General features: G+C 73.5%; 17 protein-coding genes and 2 tRNA genes. 12 read left to right on the top strand and 7 right to left on the bottom strand.

Annotated elements, in window-relative coordinates; genetic code table 11:
* Positions 1-12 precede the first annotated feature (12 nt).
* Positions 13-1,797: an ABC transporter ATP-binding protein gene (locus tag ACI78S_RS06980; RefSeq protein WP_456971553.1), complete on the top strand. Its 1,785-nt coding sequence runs from the start codon at positions 13-15 to the stop codon at positions 1,795-1,797.
* Here ACI78S_RS06980 and ACI78S_RS06975 read toward each other — a convergent pair.
* The gene (locus ACI78S_RS06975) at positions 1,794-3,278 is read right to left on the bottom strand and encodes an SDR family oxidoreductase (protein WP_456971551.1); all 1,485 of its coding nucleotides are present in this window, start codon (positions 3,276-3,278) and stop codon (positions 1,794-1,796) included. The two genes, ACI78S_RS06980 and ACI78S_RS06975, sit on opposite strands and share 4 nt — an antisense overlap.
* Positions 3,279-3,351: 73 nt before the next feature.
* Between ACI78S_RS06975 and ACI78S_RS06970 the strand changes: the two genes are divergently transcribed.
* The 7 genes from ACI78S_RS06970 (at position 3,352) to ACI78S_RS06940 (ending at position 10,989) form a co-directional block, all read left to right on the top strand.
* Positions 3,352-4,734, top strand: a complete 1,383-nt coding sequence (locus tag ACI78S_RS06970; protein WP_456971549.1) for an APC family permease — start codon at positions 3,352-3,354, stop codon at positions 4,732-4,734.
* A 259-nt stretch (positions 4,735-4,993) separates the two neighbouring features.
* Positions 4,994-7,030, top strand: coding sequence for a DNA topoisomerase (ATP-hydrolyzing) subunit B (gene gyrB, locus ACI78S_RS06965; protein ID WP_456971547.1), 2,037 nt, complete (start codon positions 4,994-4,996; stop codon positions 7,028-7,030).
* 99 nt (positions 7,031-7,129) lie between these two features.
* Entirely contained in the window at positions 7,130-9,598 is a 2,469-nt protein-coding gene (gene gyrA / locus ACI78S_RS06960; protein WP_456971545.1) for a DNA gyrase subunit A, read from the top strand.
* Positions 9,599-9,765: 167 nt separating this feature from the next.
* Positions 9,766-10,494: a DUF3566 domain-containing protein gene (locus ACI78S_RS06955; protein WP_456971543.1), complete on the top strand. Its 729-nt coding sequence runs from the start codon at positions 9,766-9,768 to the stop codon at positions 10,492-10,494.
* Between the two features lie 141 nt (positions 10,495-10,635).
* A tRNA-Ile gene (locus ACI78S_RS06950) sits at positions 10,636-10,709 on the top strand.
* A gap of 40 nt (positions 10,710-10,749) precedes the next feature.
* Positions 10,750-10,893 carry a DLW-39 family protein gene (locus ACI78S_RS06945; protein ID WP_456971541.1) on the top strand — a complete coding sequence of 48 codons (144 nt, stop codon included), beginning with the start codon at positions 10,750-10,752 and terminating at the stop codon, positions 10,891-10,893.
* Between the two features lie 23 nt (positions 10,894-10,916).
* Positions 10,917-10,989: transfer RNA gene (locus tag ACI78S_RS06940), tRNA-Ala, on the top strand.
* Positions 10,990-11,044: 55 nt separating this feature from the next.
* On the opposite strand, the gene ACI78S_RS06935 is transcribed toward ACI78S_RS06940, so the two are convergent.
* The 3 genes from ACI78S_RS06935 to ACI78S_RS06925 are packed head-to-tail and all read right to left on the bottom strand — an operon-like array spanning position 11,045 to position 13,661.
* A complete protein-coding gene (locus ACI78S_RS06935) occupies positions 11,045-11,515 on the bottom strand; it encodes a hypothetical protein (RefSeq protein ID WP_456971539.1) in 471 nt (156 codons plus the stop codon).
* A gap of 24 nt (positions 11,516-11,539) precedes the next feature.
* Positions 11,540-12,535, bottom strand: coding sequence for a multicopper oxidase domain-containing protein (locus ACI78S_RS06930; protein ID WP_456971538.1), 996 nt, complete (start codon positions 12,533-12,535; stop codon positions 11,540-11,542).
* Between the two features lie 40 nt (positions 12,536-12,575).
* Positions 12,576-13,661 carry a multicopper oxidase domain-containing protein gene (locus ACI78S_RS06925; protein ID WP_456971536.1) on the bottom strand — a complete coding sequence of 362 codons (1,086 nt, stop codon included), beginning with the start codon at positions 13,659-13,661 and terminating at the stop codon, positions 12,576-12,578.
* A gap of 219 nt (positions 13,662-13,880) precedes the next feature.
* On the opposite strand from ACI78S_RS06925, the gene ACI78S_RS06920 reads away from it, so the two are divergent.
* Both ACI78S_RS06920 and ACI78S_RS06915 read left to right on the top strand, forming a co-directional pair.
* Positions 13,881-14,414: a peptidylprolyl isomerase gene (locus ACI78S_RS06920; protein ID WP_456971534.1), complete on the top strand. Its 534-nt coding sequence runs from the start codon at positions 13,881-13,883 to the stop codon at positions 14,412-14,414.
* A gap of 104 nt (positions 14,415-14,518) precedes the next feature.
* Positions 14,519-15,274 (top strand): rhomboid family intramembrane serine protease, encoded by a 756-nt coding sequence (locus ACI78S_RS06915; RefSeq protein WP_456971532.1) that lies wholly within the window; start codon positions 14,519-14,521, stop codon positions 15,272-15,274.
* Here ACI78S_RS06915 and ACI78S_RS06910 read toward each other — a convergent pair.
* Positions 15,271-15,678 carry a PH domain-containing protein gene (locus tag ACI78S_RS06910; RefSeq protein ID WP_456971530.1) on the bottom strand — a complete coding sequence of 136 codons (408 nt, stop codon included), beginning with the start codon at positions 15,676-15,678 and terminating at the stop codon, positions 15,271-15,273. The two genes, ACI78S_RS06915 and ACI78S_RS06910, sit on opposite strands and share 4 nt — an antisense overlap.
* Positions 15,679-16,101: 423 nt before the next feature.
* The gene (gene crgA / locus ACI78S_RS06905) at positions 16,102-16,374 is read right to left on the bottom strand and encodes a cell division protein CrgA (RefSeq protein ID WP_456971528.1); all 273 of its coding nucleotides are present in this window, start codon (positions 16,372-16,374) and stop codon (positions 16,102-16,104) included.
* Between the two features lie 141 nt (positions 16,375-16,515).
* Between crgA and ACI78S_RS06900 the strand changes: the two genes are divergently transcribed.
* Both ACI78S_RS06900 and ACI78S_RS06895 read left to right on the top strand, forming a co-directional pair.
* Positions 16,516-17,277 carry a DUF881 domain-containing protein gene (locus ACI78S_RS06900; protein WP_456971526.1) on the top strand — a complete coding sequence of 254 codons (762 nt, stop codon included), beginning with the start codon at positions 16,516-16,518 and terminating at the stop codon, positions 17,275-17,277.
* Positions 17,278-17,336: 59 nt separating this feature from the next.
* Positions 17,337-17,993 carry an aminodeoxychorismate/anthranilate synthase component II gene (locus tag ACI78S_RS06895; RefSeq protein ID WP_456971524.1) on the top strand — a complete coding sequence of 219 codons (657 nt, stop codon included), beginning with the start codon at positions 17,337-17,339 and terminating at the stop codon, positions 17,991-17,993.
* A gap of 22 nt (positions 17,994-18,015) precedes the next feature.
* Here the strand turns inward: ACI78S_RS06895 and pknB are convergent, their stop codons facing one another.
* Complete coding sequence (pknB, locus tag ACI78S_RS06890) at positions 18,016-19,923, bottom strand: Stk1 family PASTA domain-containing Ser/Thr kinase (protein WP_456971522.1); 1,908 nt, start codon at positions 19,921-19,923, stop codon at positions 18,016-18,018.
* Positions 19,924-19,980 lie beyond the last annotated feature (57 nt).

The following is a 19,980-nucleotide window of genomic DNA, read 5'->3' as shown; positions in this document are numbered from 1 at the left end:
CGGCCGCCGGCGGTGAGCACCGACGCCGCGCCCGGTCCCGCCGCGGACGAGGTCGCCACCGCGCGGCCGCGCGACCTGCTCCCCCTGCTGCGCCCGCACCGGCGGGCGCTCGCGCTCGCCGCCGTCCTCAGCCTGGCCGGCGGCCTGGCCGCGCTGGCCCAGCCGGCGCTCATCGCCCGGGTCATCGACGCGGTCGGCCGGGGCGGGGGGCTGGTCGGCCCGGTCGTCGTCCTGCTGGTCGTGCTCGTCGCCGCCGCGCTGCTGGGTGCCGCGCAGCAGTTCCTGCTGCAGCGGACGGCGGAGGGTGTCGTCCTCACCACCCGCCGGACGCTGACCGAGCGGCTGCTGCGGCTGCCGGTGGCCGAGTACGACCGGCGGCGCACCGGCGACCTGATGTCCCGCGTCGGCGCCGACACCACGCTCCTGCGCGCCACGGTCACCTCGGGCGTGGTGGAGGTGGCCGGCTCGGCGGTGGTCGGCGTCGGCTCGCTCGTGGCCATGGCGCTGGTCGACGGCTGGCTGCTGCTGGTGACCGTCGTCGCGGTCGTCGTCGGGGCGGGGGTGGCGATCACCGCCTCGCGCGGGGCGCGCCGGCTGTCGCGGCAGGCACAAGAGGCGGTCGGGGCCATGACCGCGGCGGTCGAGCGGGCGCTGTCGGCGGTGCGGACCATCCGGGCCAGCGGCGCCACCGCGCGGGAGGTGGCCGTGGTCGACGCCAGCGCCACCCGCGCGTACGCGGCCGGCGTCCGGCTGGCCCGGCTGGAGGCGCTCATCGCCCCGGCCGGCGCGATCGCCGTGCAGGGCGCGTTCCTGGCCGTGCTCGGCGTCGGTGGGTACCGGGTGGCCACGGGGTCGATCCGCGTCGCCGACCTGGTCGCGTTCATCCTCTACCTGTTCCTGCTCGTCATCCCGCTGGGCCAGGCCATCGCGGCGTGGACCCAGATCCAGACCGGGCTGGGCGCCCTGGGGCGCATCCGGGAGGTGCTCGAGCTCGAACCCGAGCACGACGAGCGACCGGAACGGGGCTCCGCCACCGCGCTCCCCCGGGCACCCGCGGCCGGCGCGGCCGTCCCGCTGCTGGAGCTCGACGACGTCTCGTTCGCCTACCCCGACGGCACGGCGGTGCTGCACGGGCTGTCGCTCGCCGTGCCCGCCGGCAGCCGGGTGGCGCTGGTCGGCCCGAGCGGCGCCGGCAAGTCCACGGTGCTCGCGCTGATCGAGGGCTTCTACCCCCTCACCGGCGGGGCGATCCGGTGGTCCGGCACCGACGTCCGCGACCTGCCGCGCGCCGCGCTGCGCGCCCGGCTCGGCTACGTCGAGCAGGAGGCGCCGGTGCTGGCCGGCACCGTGCGCGAGAACCTGCTGCTGGCCGCGCCGCAGGCCGGCGACGACGAGCTGTGGGCGGTCCTCGCCGACGTGGGTCTGACCGGCATCGTGCAGCGGTCCCCGCGGGGGCTCGACGTCCCGGTGGGCGACGACGGCGTGCTGCTCTCCGGCGGCGAGCGGCAGCGGCTGGCCATCGCCCGGTCGCTGCTCGCCCGCCCCGACCTGCTGCTGCTGGACGAGCCGACCGCCAGCCTCGACGCCCGCAACGAGAGCCTGCTGCGCGACACGCTGGCCGCGGCCGCCGCCGACCGGTCGCTGCTGGTCGTCGCGCACCGGCTGTCGACCGTGCTCGACAGCGACCAGATCGTCGTCCTCGACGCCGGCCGGGCGGTGGCCCGCGGCACGCACGCCGAGCTGGTCGAGACCAGCCCGCTCTACCGGGAGCTGGCCGCGGCCCAGCTGCTCGTCTAGGCCGTCGCGGAGGACCGCTGTTCGGCGGCCCGCGCGATGCCGCGGACCATGCCGCCGAAGACGACGCCGTGGAACGGGGCGACGGCCCACCAGTACAGGTGGCCGAGCAGGCCGCGCGGGTGGAACGTCGCCCGCTGCCGCAGCCGCCCGTGTTCCACGTGGAACTCCAGCCAGGCCAGCCCGGGCAGCCGCATCTCCGCCCGCAGCCGCAGCAGCCGGCCGTCCTCCACCTCCTCGACCCGCCAGAAGTCCAGCGCGTCGCCCACGTACAGGTCGTGCGGCGAGCGCCGTCCCCGCCGCAGGCCCACCCCGCCGACCAGCCGGTCCAGCCAGCCGCGCACCCGCCAGGCGAGGGGGAACGAGTACCAGCCGGCCTCGCCGCCGATGCCCTCGACCACCCGCCACAGCGCCTGCGCCGACGCCGAGGTCGTGCGCACCCGCTCGTCGACGTAGAGGCTGCCGCCGGCCCAGTCGGGGTCGGTGGGCAGCGGGTCGGACGGCGCGCCCGGCACCGAGGCCGACGACCAGCGGGTGGCGACGGCCGCCTCCCGGACCCGCTGCAGCGCCAGGGCCACCGCCCGGTCGAAGCCGAGCAACCCCTCCGGCGGGTCGGGGATCCAGCGGGAGATGTCGTGCTCGCCGCAGACGACGGTGTTGCGCAGCGACTCGACCAGCGGCCGGGCGATCGACGCCGGCACCGGGGTGATCAGGCCGACCCAGTGGCTGGACAGCGACGGCGACAGGACCGGCACGCGGACGATGCGCCGGCGGGGGAGCCCGGCCACCCGGGCGTACCGCTGCATCATCTCCTCGTAGGTCATGACGTCGGGGCCGCCGATGTCGAAGCACCGGTGCACCTCGGGCGGCAGCGTCGCGCAGCCGACCAGGTAGCGCAGGACGTCGCGGACGGCGATCGGCTGGATGCGGCTCTGCACCCAGCTGGGCGTCACCATCGCCGGCAGCCGCTCGGTCAGGTAGCGCAGCATCTCGAACGACGCCGACCCGGAACCGAGCACGACCGCCGCCCGCAGCACGACGGTCGGGACGCCGGAGCCGAGCAGGATCCCGGCGACCTCGGCCCGCGAGCGCAGGTGCGGCGAGAGCTCCTCGCCCCGCGGCTCCAGGCCGCCGAGGTAGACCAGCCGGCCGACGCCCGCCTCGCGCACCGCGGCCGCCACCACCCGGGCGGTGCGCCGGTCGGTCTCCTCGAACTCCGGCCCCGTGCCCAGCGCGTGGATCAGGTAGTAGACGACGTCGACGCCGGCGCAGGCCGCGGCCACCGCCTCGGCGTCGCCGGCGTCGGCACGGGCCACCTCCACCCGGCCGGCCCACGGGTGGTCGCGCAACCGCTCCGGCGAGCGGCTCAGCACGCGCACGCGGTGGCCCGCGGCCAGCAGCTCGGGCACCAGCCGTCCCCCGATGTAGCCGGTCGCGCCCGTCACCAGGCAGGTCAGCGGTCGGGTGGTCCCGGGCTCGTCCACCTCCCGAGTGTCCGGCGCCCGCGCGCCCCCCGCCCGACTCGCGGGCGCCCGCCGCCCGCACCACGATTCCGTCATGGCGGAGACCTCCACCGACGCGCGCGCCGGCGCCCAGCCGGAACTGCGGCGGGTCATGGGACCGGGCCTGCTGCTGCTCTTCGTCGTCGGCGACGTCCTGGGCACCGGCATCTACGCGCTGACCGGCACCGTGGCCGCCGAGGTGGGCGGTGTCGTGTGGCTGCCGTTCCTCATCGCGTTCCTGGTCGCACTGATCACCGCGTTCAGCTACCTGGAGCTGGTCACGAAGTACCCGCGGGCCGCCGGCGCCGCGCTGTACACGCACAAGGCCTTCGGCGTGCACTTCCTGACGTTCATCGTCGCCTTCGCGGTGATGAGCTCCGGGATCACCTCGGCCTCGACCGCGGCGCGGGCGTTCAGCGCGAACTTCGCCGAGGTGTTCGACCTGGGGCTGGGCGAGGGCGTGGGCATCACGCTGGTCGGCCTCGGCTTCATGACCCTGGTGGCCCTCGTGAACCTGCGCGGGGTCGGCGAGAGCGTGAAGACCAACGTCGTCCTCACCTGCGTCGAGCTCTCCGGCCTGCTGATCATCATCGCCATCGGCCTGTGGGCGCTCGGTTTCGGCGAAGGGGACTTCTCGCGGGTCACCGAGTTCGACACCGGCGACAGGACCGTCTTCGCCGGCGTCGTCGCCGCCACCGGCCTGGCGTTCTTCGCGATGGTCGGCTTCGAGGACTCGGTCAACATGGCCGAGGAGTGCAAGGAGCCCCGGCGGATCTTCCCCAAGGTGCTGCTGGCCGGCCTGCTGCTCACCGGCCTGATCTACGTGCTGGTGTCGATCTCGGCCATCGCGCTCGTGCCCGCGGACCGGCTCAGCGAGGGCGACACCCCGCTGCTGCAGGTGGTGGAGGCCGGGGCGCCGGCCTTCCCGCTGGGCCTGTTCGGCGTCATCACGATGTTCGCCGTCGCCAACACCGCCCTGATCAACATGCTCATGGCCAGCCGGCTGGTCTACGGGCTGTCCCGGGAGGGCGTCCTCCCGGCCTTCCTCGGCCGGGTGCACCCCCGCCGCCGCACCCCGTGGCCGGCGATCCTGTTCACCACCGTGCTCGCCATCGGGCTGATCACGTTCGTCGGCCGCGTCCCGGCGCTCGGCGGGACGACGGCGCTGCTGCTGCTCTGCGTCTTCACCGTCGTCAACGTGGCGGTGCTGGTCCTGCGCCGCGACCACGTGGACGCCGACCACTTCCGCACGCCCACCGTGCTCCCCGTGGTCGGCGCGCTCGCGTGCGGTTTCCTGGCCACGCCGTGGGCCGGCCGCCCGGCCGAGCAGTACCGGATCGCCGGGATCCTGCTCGGCATCGGCGTCGTCCTGTGGGTGGTCACCGTGCTGGCGAACCGCTCCCCCGGGCGGCTCGACGCCAGCCGGCTGCCGGGCTGAGCCGGGCGCCGGGCGGCGCCGCCGTCCCAGCGCCCCCAGGGACGGCGTGTCACCCCCGGGGGCAGCACCGGTGGTGGCTGGCGAGTCGTTTGTGGCGCAGATGCTGCCTCAGGGCGTGGACGGCGGCATTCCTGTCGGTGGCACAGGTAGACTGGACGGGAGAAACCGCCAGCAACCGGCTGAGCGCCGTTCTGCGCCCTCCGTGCCCTTCAGCGTCGACGGGCCGCCGCGCGCCGGTTGCGCGAGAGAAAGGCCCCTCGTGGTCGCCCGACCCAAGACCGACAACTCGTACTCCGGCAGCTCCATCACCGTCCTCGAGGGCCTCGAGGCGGTGCGCAAGCGCCCCGGCATGTACATCGGCTCCACCGGCGAGCGCGGCCTGCACCACATGGTGTGGGAGGTCGTCGACAACGCCGTGGACGAGGCGCTGGCCGGCTTCTGCGACACCGTCAAGGTGACGCTGCTGGCCGACGGCGGCGTCCGGGTGGAGGACAACGGCCGCGGCATCCCGGTGGACATGCACCCGGTCGAGAAGCGCCCGACCGTCGAGGTGATCATGACCGTCCTGCACGCGGGCGGGAAGTTCGACGGCAAGAGCTACGGCGTCTCCGGTGGTCTGCACGGCGTCGGCGTCACCGTGGTCAACGCGCTGTCGACCCGGCTCGACGTCCGGGTCTGGACCCACGGCACCGAGTGGCACCAGGTCTACGACTACGCCAAGCCCGGTCCGCTCGAGGAGGTCGGCCCGACGAAGAAGCGCGGCACCGCGATCACCTTCTGGGCCGACGGCGACATCTTCGAGACCACGAGCTACTCGTTCGACACCATCAGCCGGCGGCTGCAGGAGATGGCCTTCCTCAACAAGGGCCTGAAGATCGTCCTGCGCGACGAGCGGCCCGGGCAGGGCAAGGCCGAGACCGGCGTGGCCGACGAGACCTCGGTCGCCGTGGAGGCACCGGACCCGGCGGCCGAGGCGCAGGCGTTCGAGGCGACGGAGGTCACCTACCACTACGAGGGTGGCCTGATCGACTACGTCGCGCACATCAACGCCAAGCGCAACCCGATCCACAAGTCGGTCGTAAGCTTCTCCGCCGAGGGCACCGGCAAGAACGACATGCGCATGTCGGTCGACGTCGCGATGCAGTGGTCGGAGTCGTACTCCGAGTCGGTCTACACGTTCGCCAACGTCATCAACACCCACGAGGGCGGCACCCACGAGGAGGGCTTCCGCGCGGCGCTCACCTCGGTGGTGAACCGGTACGCCGTGGACAAGAAGCTGCTCAAGGAGAAGGACGAGAAGCTCACCGGCGAGGACATCCGCGAGGGTCTCGCCGCCATCGTCTCGGTGAAGATCGGCGACCCGCAGTTCGAGGGCCAGACGAAGACCAAGCTCGGCAACACCGAGGTCAAGGGCTTCGTGCAGCGGGTCTGCAACGAGCAGATCGGGCACTGGTTCGAGGCGAACCCGTCCGAGGCGAAGACGATCATCTCCAAGGCCAGCTCGGCCGCGCGCGCCCGCCGGGCCGCGCAGGACGCCCGCAAGCTGGCCCGCAAGAACGTCCTCAACAACAACTCGCTGCCGGGCAAGCTGGCCGACTGCCGCTCCACCGACCCGCGCAACTCCGAGATCTACATCGTCGAGGGCGACTCGGCCGGCGGCTCGGCGAAGTCCGGCCGCGACTCGATGTTCCAGGCGATCCTGCCCATCCGCGGCAAGATCATCAATGTCGAGAAGGCGCGCATCGACCGGGTCCTCAAGAACACCGAGGTCCAGTCGATGATCACGGCCTTCGGCACCGGCATCCACGACGAGTTCGACCTGTCGAAGCTGCGCTACCACAAGATCGTGCTGATGGCCGACGCCGACGTCGACGGCCAGCACATCCGCACGCTGCTGCTGACCCTGCTGTTCCGGTTCATGCGGCCGCTGGTCGAGGCCGGGCACGTCTACCTGGCCCAGCCGCCGCTGTACAAGATCAAGTGGGGCGGCAAGATCGGTGACGAGTACGTCTACACCGACAAGGAGCGCGACGCCGTCCTCAAGGCCGGCGCCGAGGCCGGTCGCAAGCTGCCGAAGGACGACGCGATCCAGCGGTTCAAGGGCCTCGGCGAGATGAACGCGACCGAGCTGTGGGAGACCACGATGAACCCGGAGACCCGGATCCTGCTCCAGGTCACCCTCGAGGACGCCGCCACCGCCGACGAGCTGTTCAGCGTGCTGATGGGCGAGGACGTCGAGGCCCGCCGCAGCTTCATCACCCGCAACGCCAAGGACGTCCGCTTCCTCGACGTGTAGCCGAGGACCACTGCCCGCACCATCCCCGGCCCCGTCCCGGGTCCGCCCGAGCTCGCGAGGGGCGGGGAGGACGGGGTCCTTCGACTGAGGACCTGAACGGTGACCGAAACCCCCTTCCGCGACCGCGTCGAGCCGGTCGACCTCCAGCAGGAGATGCAGCGCAGCTACATCGACTACGCGATGTCGGTCATCGTCGGCCGCGCGCTGCCCGAGGTCCGCGACGGCCTCAAGCCGGTGCACCGCCGGGTGCTGTTCGCGATGTACGACCAGGGCTTCCGCCCCGACCGCGGCTACGTCAAGTGCGCCCGCGTCGTCGGCGAGGTCATGGGTAACTACCACCCGCACGGCGACTCGGCGATCTACGACGCCCTCGTGCGGCTGGCCCAGCCCTGGGCGATGCGCTACCCGCTGATCGACGGCCAGGGCAACTTCGGCTCCCCGGGCAACGACCCGGCCGCGGCCATGCGCTACACCGAGGCCCGGCTGACCCCGCTGGCCATGGAGATGATGGCCGGCATCGACGAGGAGACCGTCGACTTCCAGCCCAACTACGACGGCAAGAACCAGGAGCCCCTGGTCCTGCCGTCGCGCATCCCCAACCTGCTGATCAACGGCTCGGCCGGCATCGCCGTCGGCATGGCCACGAACATGCCCCCGCACAACCTGCGGGAGGTGGCCGAGGCCGTCTACTGGATGCTCGACCACCCGCAGGCGGAGCCCGAGGAGGCCCTCAACGCCTGCATGGCCCGGATCCAGGGCCCCGACTTCCCGACCTACGGCCTGATCGTCGGCCGCGAGGGCATCGAGGACGCCTACCGGACCGGCCGCGGCTCGGTCCGCATGCGCGCCGTGGTCACGGTCGAGGAGGACGCCCGCGGCCGGGTGCAGCTGGTCGTCACCGAGCTGCCCTACCAGGTCAACCCGGACAACCTGGCCGAGGCGATCGCCGACGCCGTCCGCGACGGCCGGCTGCAGGGGATCAGCGAGATCGCCGACGAGTCCAGCGACCGCGTCGGCCGCCGGCTGGTCATCACGCTGCGGCGCGACGCCGTGGCCAAGGTCGTGCTGAACAACCTGTACAAGCACACCCAGCTGCAGACGACGTTCGGCTGCAACATGCTCTCGATCGTCGACGGCGTCCCGCGGACGCTGCGCCTCGACGAGCTGGTCCGCTACTGGGTGCTGCACCAGATCGACGTCATCGTCCGGCGCACCCAGTACCGGCTGCGCAAGGCCGAGGAGCGGGCGCACATCCTGCGCGGTCTGGCCAAGGCGCTCGACATGCTCGACGCCGTCATCCAGCTCATCCGCAGCGCCGCGTCCGCCGAGGCGGCGCGCGGTGGGCTGATGGAGCTGCTCGACATCGACGAGATCCAGGCGACCGCGATCCTGGACATGCAGCTGCGCCGGCTGGCCGCCCTCGAGCGGCAGCGGATCTACGACGAGCTGGCCGAGCTCGAGGCCCGCATCGCCGACCTGCAGGCGATCCTCGCCTCCCCCGAGCGGCAGCGGCAGATCATCCGCGACGAGCTCAAGGAGATCGTCGACAAGTACGGCGACGACCGTCGCACCAAGTTCGTGCCGAACGAGGGCGACGTCTCCATGGAGGACCTCATCGCGGAGGAGGAGGTCGTCGTCACCATCACCCGCACCGGCTACGCCAAGCGGACGAAGAGCGACCTCTACCGGTCGCAGCGCCGCGGCGGCAAGGGCGTGATGGGTGCCCAGCTCAAGCAGGACGACATCGTCGACCACTTCTTCGTGGGCTCCACCCACGACTGGATCCTGTTCTTCACGAACAAGGGCCGGGTCTACCGGGCCAAGGCCTACGAGCTGCCGGAGGCCAACCGCACCGCCCGCGGCGCGCACGTGGCGAACATCCTGGCGTTCCAGCCCGACGAGCGGATCGCCCAGGTCATGCAGATCAAGGACTACGGCGTCGCGCCGTACCTGGTCCTCGCCACCGCCAAGGGCCAGGTCAAGAAGACCCGGCTGACCGACTTCGACTCCCCGCGCAGCGGCGGCATCATCGCCATCAACCTGCGCGAGGGCGACGAGCTCATCGGCGCCGCCCTCATCGACCCGGAGCAGGACCTGCTGCTGGTCACGCGGAAGGCGATGTCGATCCGGTTCAAGGCCGACGACTCGACGCTGCGGCCCATGGGCCGGGCCACCGAGGGCGTGCGCGGCATCTCCCTCGCCGACGACGACGCGCTGCTGTCGATGATCGTGGTCGAGGAGGGCGTCGACGTCCTCGTGGCGACCGAGCGGGGCTTCGCCAAGCGCACCGGGATCGAGAACTACCCGGCGCAGGGCCGCGGCGGCAAGGGCGTGCTCACCGCCGACCCGAAGGCGCGCAAGGGCAACCTGGTCGGCGCGCTCTCCGTCCGGCTCGGAGACGAGCTGTACGCGATCACCTCCGGTGGCGGCGTGATCCGGACGCCGGTCAACGGCGTGCGGCACAACAAGGACCGTGCCACCATGGGTGTCAAGCTCATGAACTTGCCGGAGGACGTGAGCATCGTGGCAATCGCGCGTACCACGGACAATGACGAGCCCGCAGCCTAGGGTTACCGGGTGACGGGCGGGGGTCCCGGTCGCCGCCGCAGCCCGCGGCGGACGGGCCGCGCCCCGTCGAACCACCGACCTGACCGGCCCCGGGGTGCCGCACCGCGCACCCCGGGAGCACCGGTCGCGAGCGAGCGGCGCGCGGCGCCGGGGGACGGGAGACTGGGATGAGCGACCGGCAGGGCTCGGTGCGCACGCAGGACGCCGCCGGCGGCCCGGGCGCCGCGTCGGTCTCGACGACGCAGGCCATCCCGACCACGGGCAGCCAGCGCGCGCAGTCCGCGGCCGGCCCCGCGACGGGTGCCCCGGTGCCCCCCGCCACCGGGGCCTCGGCCGCCGTCCCGCCGGGGGGTCCCGGAGCCGGCGCCCCCGGTGCCGGCGCCCCCGGTGCCGCCCCCGTGGCGGGCGCCCCGGGAGCGGGCGCCCCGGGAGCGGGCGCTCCCGCCGGGGCTCCGGCCGGTGGCGCCGCGGCGTCGGCACCGGCCAAGAAGGCGGGCAAGGTGGGCCGGCCGGCCAAGGGCGCGCCCCGCGGCCCGCGGCGGGCACGGCTGCAGCTGCGCAACATCGACATCTGGTCGGCGTTCAAGATCTCGCTGGTGCTCTCGATCGCCCTGTTCTTCATCTGGATGGTGGCCGTCGGGATCCTCTACGGGGTCCTCTCCGGCCTGGGCGTGTTCGACACCCTCAACGACCTGTTCGGCCAGCTCGGCAGCGCGTCGGGTGACGGCGGCGGCAGCGAGGTCATCACGCCGGGCATCGTCTTCGGCGGCGCCGCGGTGATCGGGGCGATCAACGTCGTCCTGATGACGGCGCTGTGCACCGTCGGGACGTTCATCTACAACCTCTGCTCGGACCTGGTCGGCGGCCTGGAGCTGACCCTCTCCGAGCGGGACTAGGGCGGGGCGGCCCTGCGGGCTGCACCGCGGCCAGGAGCCGCCCTCGGCGGCGTCGCGCCTGCACGGAGCCCTGCGGGCCCCACCCGGCACGACCCCCCGTTCGGTCGGTGATGACGCCCAGGTAAGCTGTTCGAGGTTCACGGGCCTGTAGCTCAGGCGGTTAGAGCGCATCCCTGATAAGGATGAGGCCGGAGGTTCAAGTCCTCCCAGGCCCACCCGTGTGCCGGTCGTCCCGGCGCCCCGAGGAGGTACTCCGTGCTGAAGAAGCTGGCCCTCGCGGCAGCGGTCGCCGGCGCGATCACCGCGATCCGCAAGCGCTCGGCCGGCCGCACCGAGGCCGACCTGTGGCACGAGGCCACCAGCGGGCCCGACGCGGTCAGCACCCCCACCGCACGCTGAGCCGGCCGGCGCCCGGCTCGCCCGGGGACGTAGCTCAATTGGCAGAGCACCGCCTTTGCAAGGCGGGGGTTAGGGGTTCGATTCCCCTCGTCTCCACGTAGCAGCCCCCGCGAGCGGTCCGCTCGGTTTCCCGTGGAACGTCGCCGGGCGCTCAGCCGGACGACGTCGTCGTGCCGTCGTGGGGCGCCAGCGGCCCGGAGCGCAGCGGTGGGGTCGGCGGGGTGCCCTGCTCCTCCACGACGACCACCTCGACGACGTACTCCCCGGGGTCGGCGAACACGTCGCGGAACCGGTCGTCCCGCACCACCTCGCAGCCGGAGGCGCCGCCGTCGACCCACTGGTCGCCGATCCCCAGGTCGACCACCTCCGCGCCGGCCCGGTCGAGGATCGCGCTGTGGATCGAGTCGCCGTCCTGCGGTGCGTCGCTGTCCCAGATGAAGCAGACCACCGGCAGGGCGTTGCGGTCCTCCAGTTCCAGCCAGGCGTGGCCGCCGTCCTCCAGCTCGGCGGACAGGTGCACCCCGTCGTCCTGCAGGGCCGCCAGGCCGGCGGTCACGCCGCTCACGACGCCGACCGCGACCAGCGTGCCGACGACGGCCGTCCTCCTCCTCCAGGTGCGCATGGTGCGGTCCTCCGCTCGTCCGGGTCAGGTGACGACGACGTGGGCGGTGGCCGTGCCGGCGAGGGCGCCGGTGAGCCAGTGCCGGAACTGGTAGGTGACGGTGTGGGTCCCCGCGGTGCTCGGCCAGAGGATCAGGTCGTAGCGCTCGGCCGTGGTCGTGGTGAAGCGGTTCTGCGGCAGCCGGAACGGTTCGGGCAGCGGCTCGCCGTCGGACATGTGCACGACCGGCCGCAGCGCTCCGGGGAAGATCACCGTGTTGACGAAGTACGCGCCGGTCAGGTGCCGCAGCAGGATCCGTTGCCCGACCCGCGCCCGCACCGTCGTCCTCGGGTCGTTCCGCGACCGCTGGGCGTCGACGCCGTTGACCGTGAAGTAGCGGGGCCGGAACCGGTTGAGCCTCGTCCGGTCCGCGATCGCGTTCTCCTCGCCGGAGGCGTGGTTGTAGTCGCGCCACGCGGGGTCGACGTCGTACGTGGCCCACAGCGCCTCGACGTCGTACTCGGGCCCGCCCACGTAGAGCCTCCCGGGGCCGGTCGGCGGGTCGACGACCAGGTAGCCGAACATGCCCATCTGCACGTGCAGCGGCGCATTGCGGTGGCAGTGGTAGAAGAAGGTGCCCGCCCGCGACGCCCGCCACTGGTACGTGTAGTCGCCGGCGACGCTGAACGAGGTGTCCGGCACCCCGTCGTTGTAGGTGGACGGCTCGATGCCGTGGTGGTGGATCGTGTGCCGGTTGATCGACGGCTCGATCGTCGTGTGCACCACCTGGCCCTGCCGGACCCGGATCGGGGTCGAGGGGAACGGCTTGTCGTCGTCGGGGTCCTTGAACGCCCAGTACTCGACGTCCTCGCCGTCGGAGAACTCCAGCTTGTCGTTGAAGACCTTGCGCACGAAGGCCGCGTCGGGCCGCACCCGCCCGGGCGTCTCGGGGCCCGCCTCCGGGTAGTTGTGCCCGAAGTGCACCGACTGGGTGAGGTCCGCGGGACGGTTCTGGTCGATCGGGACGAGTCCGCCGGCCATGGTGATCAGCTCCTCTCGGTCGAGGATCTCGGTCGAAGGCTCAGTCGAAGGCGGCCTCGGAGACCATGCCGCCGGCGTAGTGGCCCCCGCTGGCGGTCTCGGCCATCTCGATGTGGTCGTGCACGACGTACTTCTGCGCGCGGTCGACCACCGGGAACGAGTCCGGTGGGGTCTCCATCGGGAAGAGCACGTCCACCGCGGAGCCCGGGGGCACCCGCACCGTGTCCTTGAAGGCGCCGACGATCCAGGGCGTGTCCGGGTGGCTGAGGACCCAGAAGTGGTTGCCGTGGAAGTGCACCGACCGCGGCGCACGGCCGGTGTTGATCATGCGGACGAGGGTGGCGTCCCCGGGCCGGCCGAGATCGCCCGCACGGCCTTCCAGGAAGGTGGCCGGGTCCTCGACCGCCAACATCCCGCTGATCCCGTTGATGAGGAAGTACTCCGGCTCCGGATCGCTGGGCAGGGCGACCCGGCCGCCGGCGAGATCGCGGGCGGTCGCGGGGTTCAGCTCGGCGAACAGCCACGAGCGCTCCTGGACGATCACGGTCGGGAACACCGCGGGCTGAGTGCCGAACAACGGCTGGCGGCGCGCCCGGGCCAGGGCGCCGGGGAAGTTGGCCCCCACGGACGCCGCGCCCGCGCGGGGCCGGACGACCAGGGCGCCGGTGGCCCCCAGCGCCCGCCCCGTCTCGGCGCTGCCGTCCACCGTGCCGATGTAGACCGATGTCCCCGGCCGGTCGGGTGCCGTGAACGTGACCGTGCCGGTGCTGCCCGGCGCGACGGGGCCGCCGTCCACGGCCGCCACCCCGGGCACGGCCAGCCCGATCAGCCGCGTCGTGCCGTTCTCGATGGTCAGGCTGACCGTGTCACCGGTCTGCACCTCCAGCCGGCCGGCGGGCAGCTCGGGTCGCTGGGGGGTGCTGCCGAAGCCGAGGAACGGCACGAACAGCCCGTCGATCATCACGCGCTCGCCGGGCAGCGCGAACAGGTCGGCCTCGACGACGTCGGCCGCGGCGCGGCGTGCGGTCGCGAGGACGCCGGTGCCGCCGAGGAGGGCGGTGGCCACGGCGCCGGCTCCCCAGTGGAGCGCGGCGCGGCGGGAGATGCGGGCGTCGGTGGCGTTCACGGGGATGGCCTCCTGCTGGGCCGGACGAGGGGAGTCGTCGACGCGCCGGAGCTCCGGCGGATCGCGAGGCCCCCGTTCCCCGCCCTCCCAGGTTGCGGCCGGATCGGTTCCCTCACGAGAGCCAAATCGGGGGATCTCGTTCCCCCACATCGGGTCAGGGTCGGAGGTCCCGCTCCCCGGCCCCCCGCGGCCCCCGCCCGCAGTGGGAGAGTGGACGGCGTGACCGAATCGACCCCCGCGCGCAGTGCCGTCCTGCACACCAACCACGGCGACATCCGGCTGAACCTGTTCCCCGACCACGCGCCCAAGACGGTGGCGAACTTCGCCGACCTGGCGGAGGGCCGCCGGGAGTGGACGCACCCGGAGACGCGGCAGAAGACCACCGCCCCGCTGTACGACGGCACGATCTTCCACCGGATCATCGACGGCTTCATGATCCAGGGCGGCGACCCGCTCGGGCAGGGCTACGGCGGCCCCGGCTACCAGTTCAAGGACGAGTTCCACCCCGAGCTGCAGTTCGACCGGCCGTACCTGCTCGCCATGGCCAACGCCGGGCCCGGCACCAACGGCTCGCAGTTCTTCATCACCGTCGGGAAGACCCCGCACCTGAACATGCGGCACACCATCTTCGGCGAGGTCGCCGACCAGGAGAGCCGCGACGTCGTCGACCGCATCTCCAAGGTGTCCACCGGCCGCAACGACCGTCCGGTCGAGGACGTCGTGATCCAGTCGGTCGAGGTGCAGCGCAGCTGAGCGAGCCCCAGCCGGCCCCGCCGACCACCACCTGCTACCGGCACCCGGACCGCGCCACCGGCATCTCCTGCACCCGCTGCGGGCGGCCGATCTGCCCCGAGTGCATGGTCCCGGCCTCCGTCGGGTTCCAGTGCCCGGAGTGCGTGCGCGCCGGGCAGGCCGGCGTGCGCCGCGTCCGCGGCGGCGGGGTGCGGTCGGCGGGGCGCCGCTGGGGGCCGGTGACCCTCACGCTCATCGCGGTCAACGTCGCGATGTTCGTGGTCACCGCGGTCTCCGCCGGCGTCGCGGGGTACGACCCGCTCGACAACTACGACTCCTCGGTCTTCTTCTGGCTCGCCCAGTACCCGGTCCTGGTCGACCAGGGCGAGGTGTGGCGGCTGGTCACCGCCGCGTTCCTGCACGTCGGCCCGGTGCACCTGGCGCTCAACATGCTCGCGCTGCTGGTCTTCGGCACCGAGCTCGAGCACGCCCTCGGCCGCTGGCGCTACCTGGCGCTGTACTTCCTGTCGGTCCTCGGCGGCGCGGCGGCCGTGGAGCTGTTCAGCCACCCCGGCGTCCCCGTCGCGGGCGCCTCCACGGCCCTCTACGGCCTCATGGGCGGCCTGGCGGTCCTCATGGTGGCCCGGCGGCAGGACCTGCGCGGCATCGTCGCGCTGCTGGCCATCAACGTGCTCGTCAGCGTCCTCGTGCCCGGCATCTCGATCGTCGGCCACCTGGGCGGGCTGCTCGCGGGCATCGCGGCCACGGGGCTGCTCGTGGCCGCCCGCCGCAGCCGCCCGGCGCAGCTGGCCGGGGTCGCCGTGCTCGCCGTCGTCCTCCTGGTCCTCTGCCTGGCGGTGCCGACGGTCGCCGTCCTCTAGGACGGGTCGAGCGCGCGCAGCGCTCGGGCCACCACCTCGGGATCGGCACCGAGGTCGCGCCGGCCGAGGACGACCAGGACGCCCTCGTCGTCCGGCCCGGCGGCGGTGTCGAGCTCGAGGGTGCGGTTGCGCAGCCCCCACCGCGAGCTGGTCCGGACCCGCACCCGCAGCCCGCTCCACGGCAGCACCCGACGCCCGGTCAGGGTGCGGACGACGACGCCGTCGGGCGTGGCCGCCAGCCGCGGGCGCAGCAGCGCGTCCCGGGCGGCCGTCCCCAGCACCAGCAGCGCCGCCGCGCCCACGAGCACCCGGCCCAGCGGGTCGACCAGCAGGACGGCGAGGGCCAGACCGAGCCCGATCGCGGTGAGCGCCACCGTCTCGGCCGCGCGGGGGGACCACTGCACGTCCCCAGGCTGCCAGCCGGGGCCCCGTGGGCGGTCGGCTGCTCCCCGTGACCGACGCGCGTGCCGATCCACACCCGGGGGGCGCGGGAAAGCCGCAGGTCACCGCCGCGCCCCGGCACACAAGTCGACTTCTCCACAGCTGTGTGCACAGCTGGGGACAGACTCACATCGGTGTAGTTACGCGGGTGGCGGGCTGGTCACACGAGTCCCAGCGCGGCGGAAATCGCAGGTCAGCGGTGTGACGACCGGTTCCCTCTCTCCACACTCGGTGGACAACCCTGGGGGTGGAGCGCCATGTCGACCTGTGGACTCAGCCGGTCGCTGTGCACAGAATCCCCAGGGCGGGAACGAGCGAGGCCCCCGTCCCCAGGGGGACGAGGGCCTCGTGTACAGGCGCCGGGACGGGGCGAACGGAGTCCTCCGTCAGCGCCAGCGCATCGACATGACCAGGCCGGCGACCATGGCGCCGAAGCCGATGGCGAAGTTCCACGCGCCGAGGGAGACCATCACGGGGATGCGGTCGCCGGCGACGTAGTACACGACGATCCACGCCAGGCCCAGCAGCATGAGGGCGACCATCACGACGGCGTACCAGCGCGGGCTGGGCTGGGCGGCCTTGGCGCGGGCACCGCGCGACTGCAGGGCGTCGGCCGGCGGCGTGTAGACCGACTTCTTGCGCACCTTGGACTTGGGCACCGTGCGAACTCCCTCCGCGGGCCGGTTCGGCGTACCGGCCGCCAACTGCCTCCCAGCCTAAGCTTCGAGGGGACGGCGGTGGGGTTGCGCCGTGGTGTCCTCCCCCCTTCGTACCGCCCCGACGGCCGAGAGGAGGTCCGCGTGGCCCTGTCGACGCTCCGGTTGCGGCGCCCCCTGCGCCGGCCCTCCGCCTGGTCGGCGCTGGTGCCCGTGGTCGCGCTCGCCGCGGGCCTGCTCTTCGCCACCTCGGGGCGGACCGCCCAGGGCACCGACCTGCGCGCCGGCGAGGTCACCGAGCTGTCGGAGCTGATCGTGCAGCGCGGCCAGGAGATCCGCAGCCAGCAGGCGCAGCTGGCCGAGCTCCAGGAGCAGGCGGAGGGGCTCACCGACCAGGTGGCCGCCCGCGACGGCGACGTCGCCGCCGCACGCGACGCCGCCGACGCCGGAGCGCTGTCGGCCGCGCTGGTGCCGCTGACGGGCCCGGGCCTGGAGATCGTGCTCGACGACGCCCCGCCGCGGGCCGACGGCACCCTGCCGGTGAACGCCCGGCCGGACGACCTGGTGATCCACCAGTCCGACGTCCAGGCGGTCGTCAACGCCGTCTGGGCCGCCGGCGCCGACGGGGTCGCCATCATGGACCTGCGGCTGATCGCCACCAGCGCCGTCCGCTGCGTGGGCAACGTGCTGCTCCTGCAGGGCCGCACTTACTCGCCGCCGTTCGTGATCACCGCGGTCGCCGACGCCGACGCCGTGCGCGCCCAGCTGGCCGCCTCGCCGCAGGTGGCGGTCCTGCAGCAGGCGGTGCAGGCGTTCGGGTTGACCTTCACCGTCCGGGAGCGGGCCGAGGTGTCCCTCCCGGCCTACAGCGGGCCGCTGGACCTGCAGCACGCCACCGGCCGCTGAGGCCCGGCAGCACGCGGCCGGGGGACGACGCGGGCAGCGCGGCCGTGTACACCTGAGGGGTGCGCGCGAACCGGCCCGTCCTCGTCGTCGACAACTTCGACAGCTTCGTCTACAACCTGGTCCAGTACCTGGGCCAGCTGGGCGTCGGCTGCGTCGTGCGGCGCAACGACGCCGTCAGCGTCGACGAGCTGGCCGATCTCGACGTCGCCGGGGTCCTGCTGTCCCCCGGCCCCGGCACGCCCGCCGACGCCGGCGTGACGGTGCCGATGGTGCGGGCGGCCGCCGAGGCCGGCACCCCCGTCCTCGGCGTGTGCCTGGGCCACCAGGGCATCGCGGAGGCCTTCGGCGCCGAGGTCGTGCGCGCGCCGGAGCTGCTGCACGGGAAGACCAGCGAGGTGGTGCACGAGGGCGTGGGCGTCCTGGCCGGCCTGCCGTCGCCGTTCACCGCCACCCGCTACCACTCGCTGGCCGTGGACCCGGCCACCGTCCCCGACGAGCTCGAGGTCACCGGGCACACCCCCTCGGGCGTGGTGATGGCCCTGCGGCACCGCGAGCTGCCGATCGAGGGCGTGCAGTTCCACCCCGAGTCGGTCCTCACCGAGGGCGGCCACCGCATGCTGGCCAACTGGCTGACCACCTGCGGCCTGGCGCCGGACCCCGAGCGGCTCGAGGCGGCGTCGGCGGGCGCCCGCCGGCTGGCCGCCGCCTCGGCCTAGCGAGGCCCTGCGGGGGGCTCGCTCAGTCCTCCGTGCCGGGGGTCGGCGCCGCGGGGACCACCAGCAGGGTGATCTCGGTGTCCGGGTCGGCCTGCGTGCCGGGCTGGGGGTCGGACCCGGCCACGGTGCCCGGCGTGCCGGCCTCGGGATCGGTGGGGATCGCCGTGATGTTGGTGAAGCCGGCCTGCTGGAGGATCGCGCGCGCCTGCGCCTCGGTCTGGCCGACGATCGACGGCGGCACGGTCAGCTGGGTGGGCGCCGACGCCACCTGGAGCGTGATCTGCGTGTCTGCGGCGGCCTGCTGGCCCGCGCCCGGGTCGACGCCGATGACCGTGCCCGCGGGCTGCTCGGACTCGACCTCCTCGACGACCACGTTGCCGAAGCCGGCGTCGGCCAGGGCCTGCTCGGCGGCGGCCTGCTGCTGACCCACGACGGCGGGGACGGGGGCGTCGCCGTCGGACACCGACAGGGTGATCTCGACGTCGGGGGCCGCCTGCGAGTTCTGCGCCGGGTCGATGTCGACGACCTCGCCCTCGGGGGCGAGGCTGTCGACCTGCTCGGTGTTGATGTTCCCCGTGAAACCGGCGCCGCGGAGGTTGTCGCGGGCCTCGTCGAGGTCCAGGCCGACGACGGCCGGGACGGCGAGCGTGTCCGGCCCGGCGCCCACGGCCAGGTCGACCTCGGTGCCCTCGTCGGCGGCCGCGCCGCCGGCCGGGGTGGTCGAGAGCACCAGGCCCTCCTGCTCGGCGGTGCTCGGCTGTGTCGTCACGTCGCCGACGACGAGCCCGGCGCCCTCGATCTGGGCGCGGGCGTCGGCCTCCGTCAGGTTCACGACGTTGGGCACGGTCACCTGCTGCGTGGCCGGCGGCGGCTGCTCCTCGTCGCCGCCGCCGAGGAGCAGGAACAGGGCCACGGCCCCGCCGACGAGCACGAGCGCCGCCGCGACGATCGCGATGATCCGGTTGCGCCGCTTGCGGCGGGCCGCCTCGGGGTCCTCGTCCCAGTCCTGGTCGTCGGTGACGGCGCCGGGCACCGCCGAGAGCAGGGTCGTCTTCTCGGCGTCGTTCATCACCGGGGTGGCCTCGACCCGCTGCCCGGCGAGCGCCCGGAGCAGGTCGTTGCGCATCTCGGCGGCCGACTGGTACCGGTTGGCCGGGTTCTTGCTCATGGCCTTGAGCAGGATGGCGTCGAGCTCCGGCGGGACCGCCGGGTTGATCGACGACGGCAGGCGCGGGTCCTCCCGCACGTGCTGGTAGGCCACCGAGACCGGGGAGTCGCCGGTGAACGGAGGCGCCCCGGTGACCAGCTCGTAGAGCAGGCAGCCGACGGAGTAGACGTCGGAGCGGGCGTCGACGCTCTCGCCCCGGGCCTGCTCCGGCGAGAGGTACTGGGCCGTGCCGATGACCGCCGCGGTGGACGTCATCGTGGCCGCGGAGTCGGAGACGGCGCGGGCGATGCCGAAGTCCATCACCTTGACCGACCCCTGCGGCGTGATCATCACGTTCCCGGGCTTGACGTCCCGGTGGACGATGCCGTTGCGGTGGCTGAAGTCCAGGGCGCCGCAGATGTCGGCGGCGAGGGTCATCGCCCGGTCGGCCGGCAGGACGCCCTCGCGCCGCAGCACGTCCCGCAGCGTCTCGCCCTCGACGTACTCCATGACGATGTAGGGCGTCGCGCCGGTGGCGGTGCGGTCCTCGCCGGTGTCGTAGACCGCGACGATCGCGGGGTGGTTCAGCGACGCGGCCGCCTGGGCCTCGCGGCGGAAGCGGACCTGGAAGGAGGGGTCGCGGGCCAGGTCCTGGCGGAGGACCTTGACGGCGACCTCGCGGCCGAGCCGCAGGTCGCGCCCGCGGTGCACCTCGGCCATGCCGCCGCGGCCGAGCACCCCGCCGATCTCGTAGCGCTCGCCGAGCACCTGCGGGGTGGTCATACGGGGTCCTCTCGGGTGGTGCCGTGCGCGCCCCGGGGGACGCCCGGGCGGTGCCGG

It is taken from the genome of Geodermatophilus sp. SYSU D00815 (genome assembly GCF_054050035.1).
The sequence above is the reverse complement of the archived record's forward strand: the minus strand, read 5'-3'. Positions and strand labels throughout refer to the sequence as shown.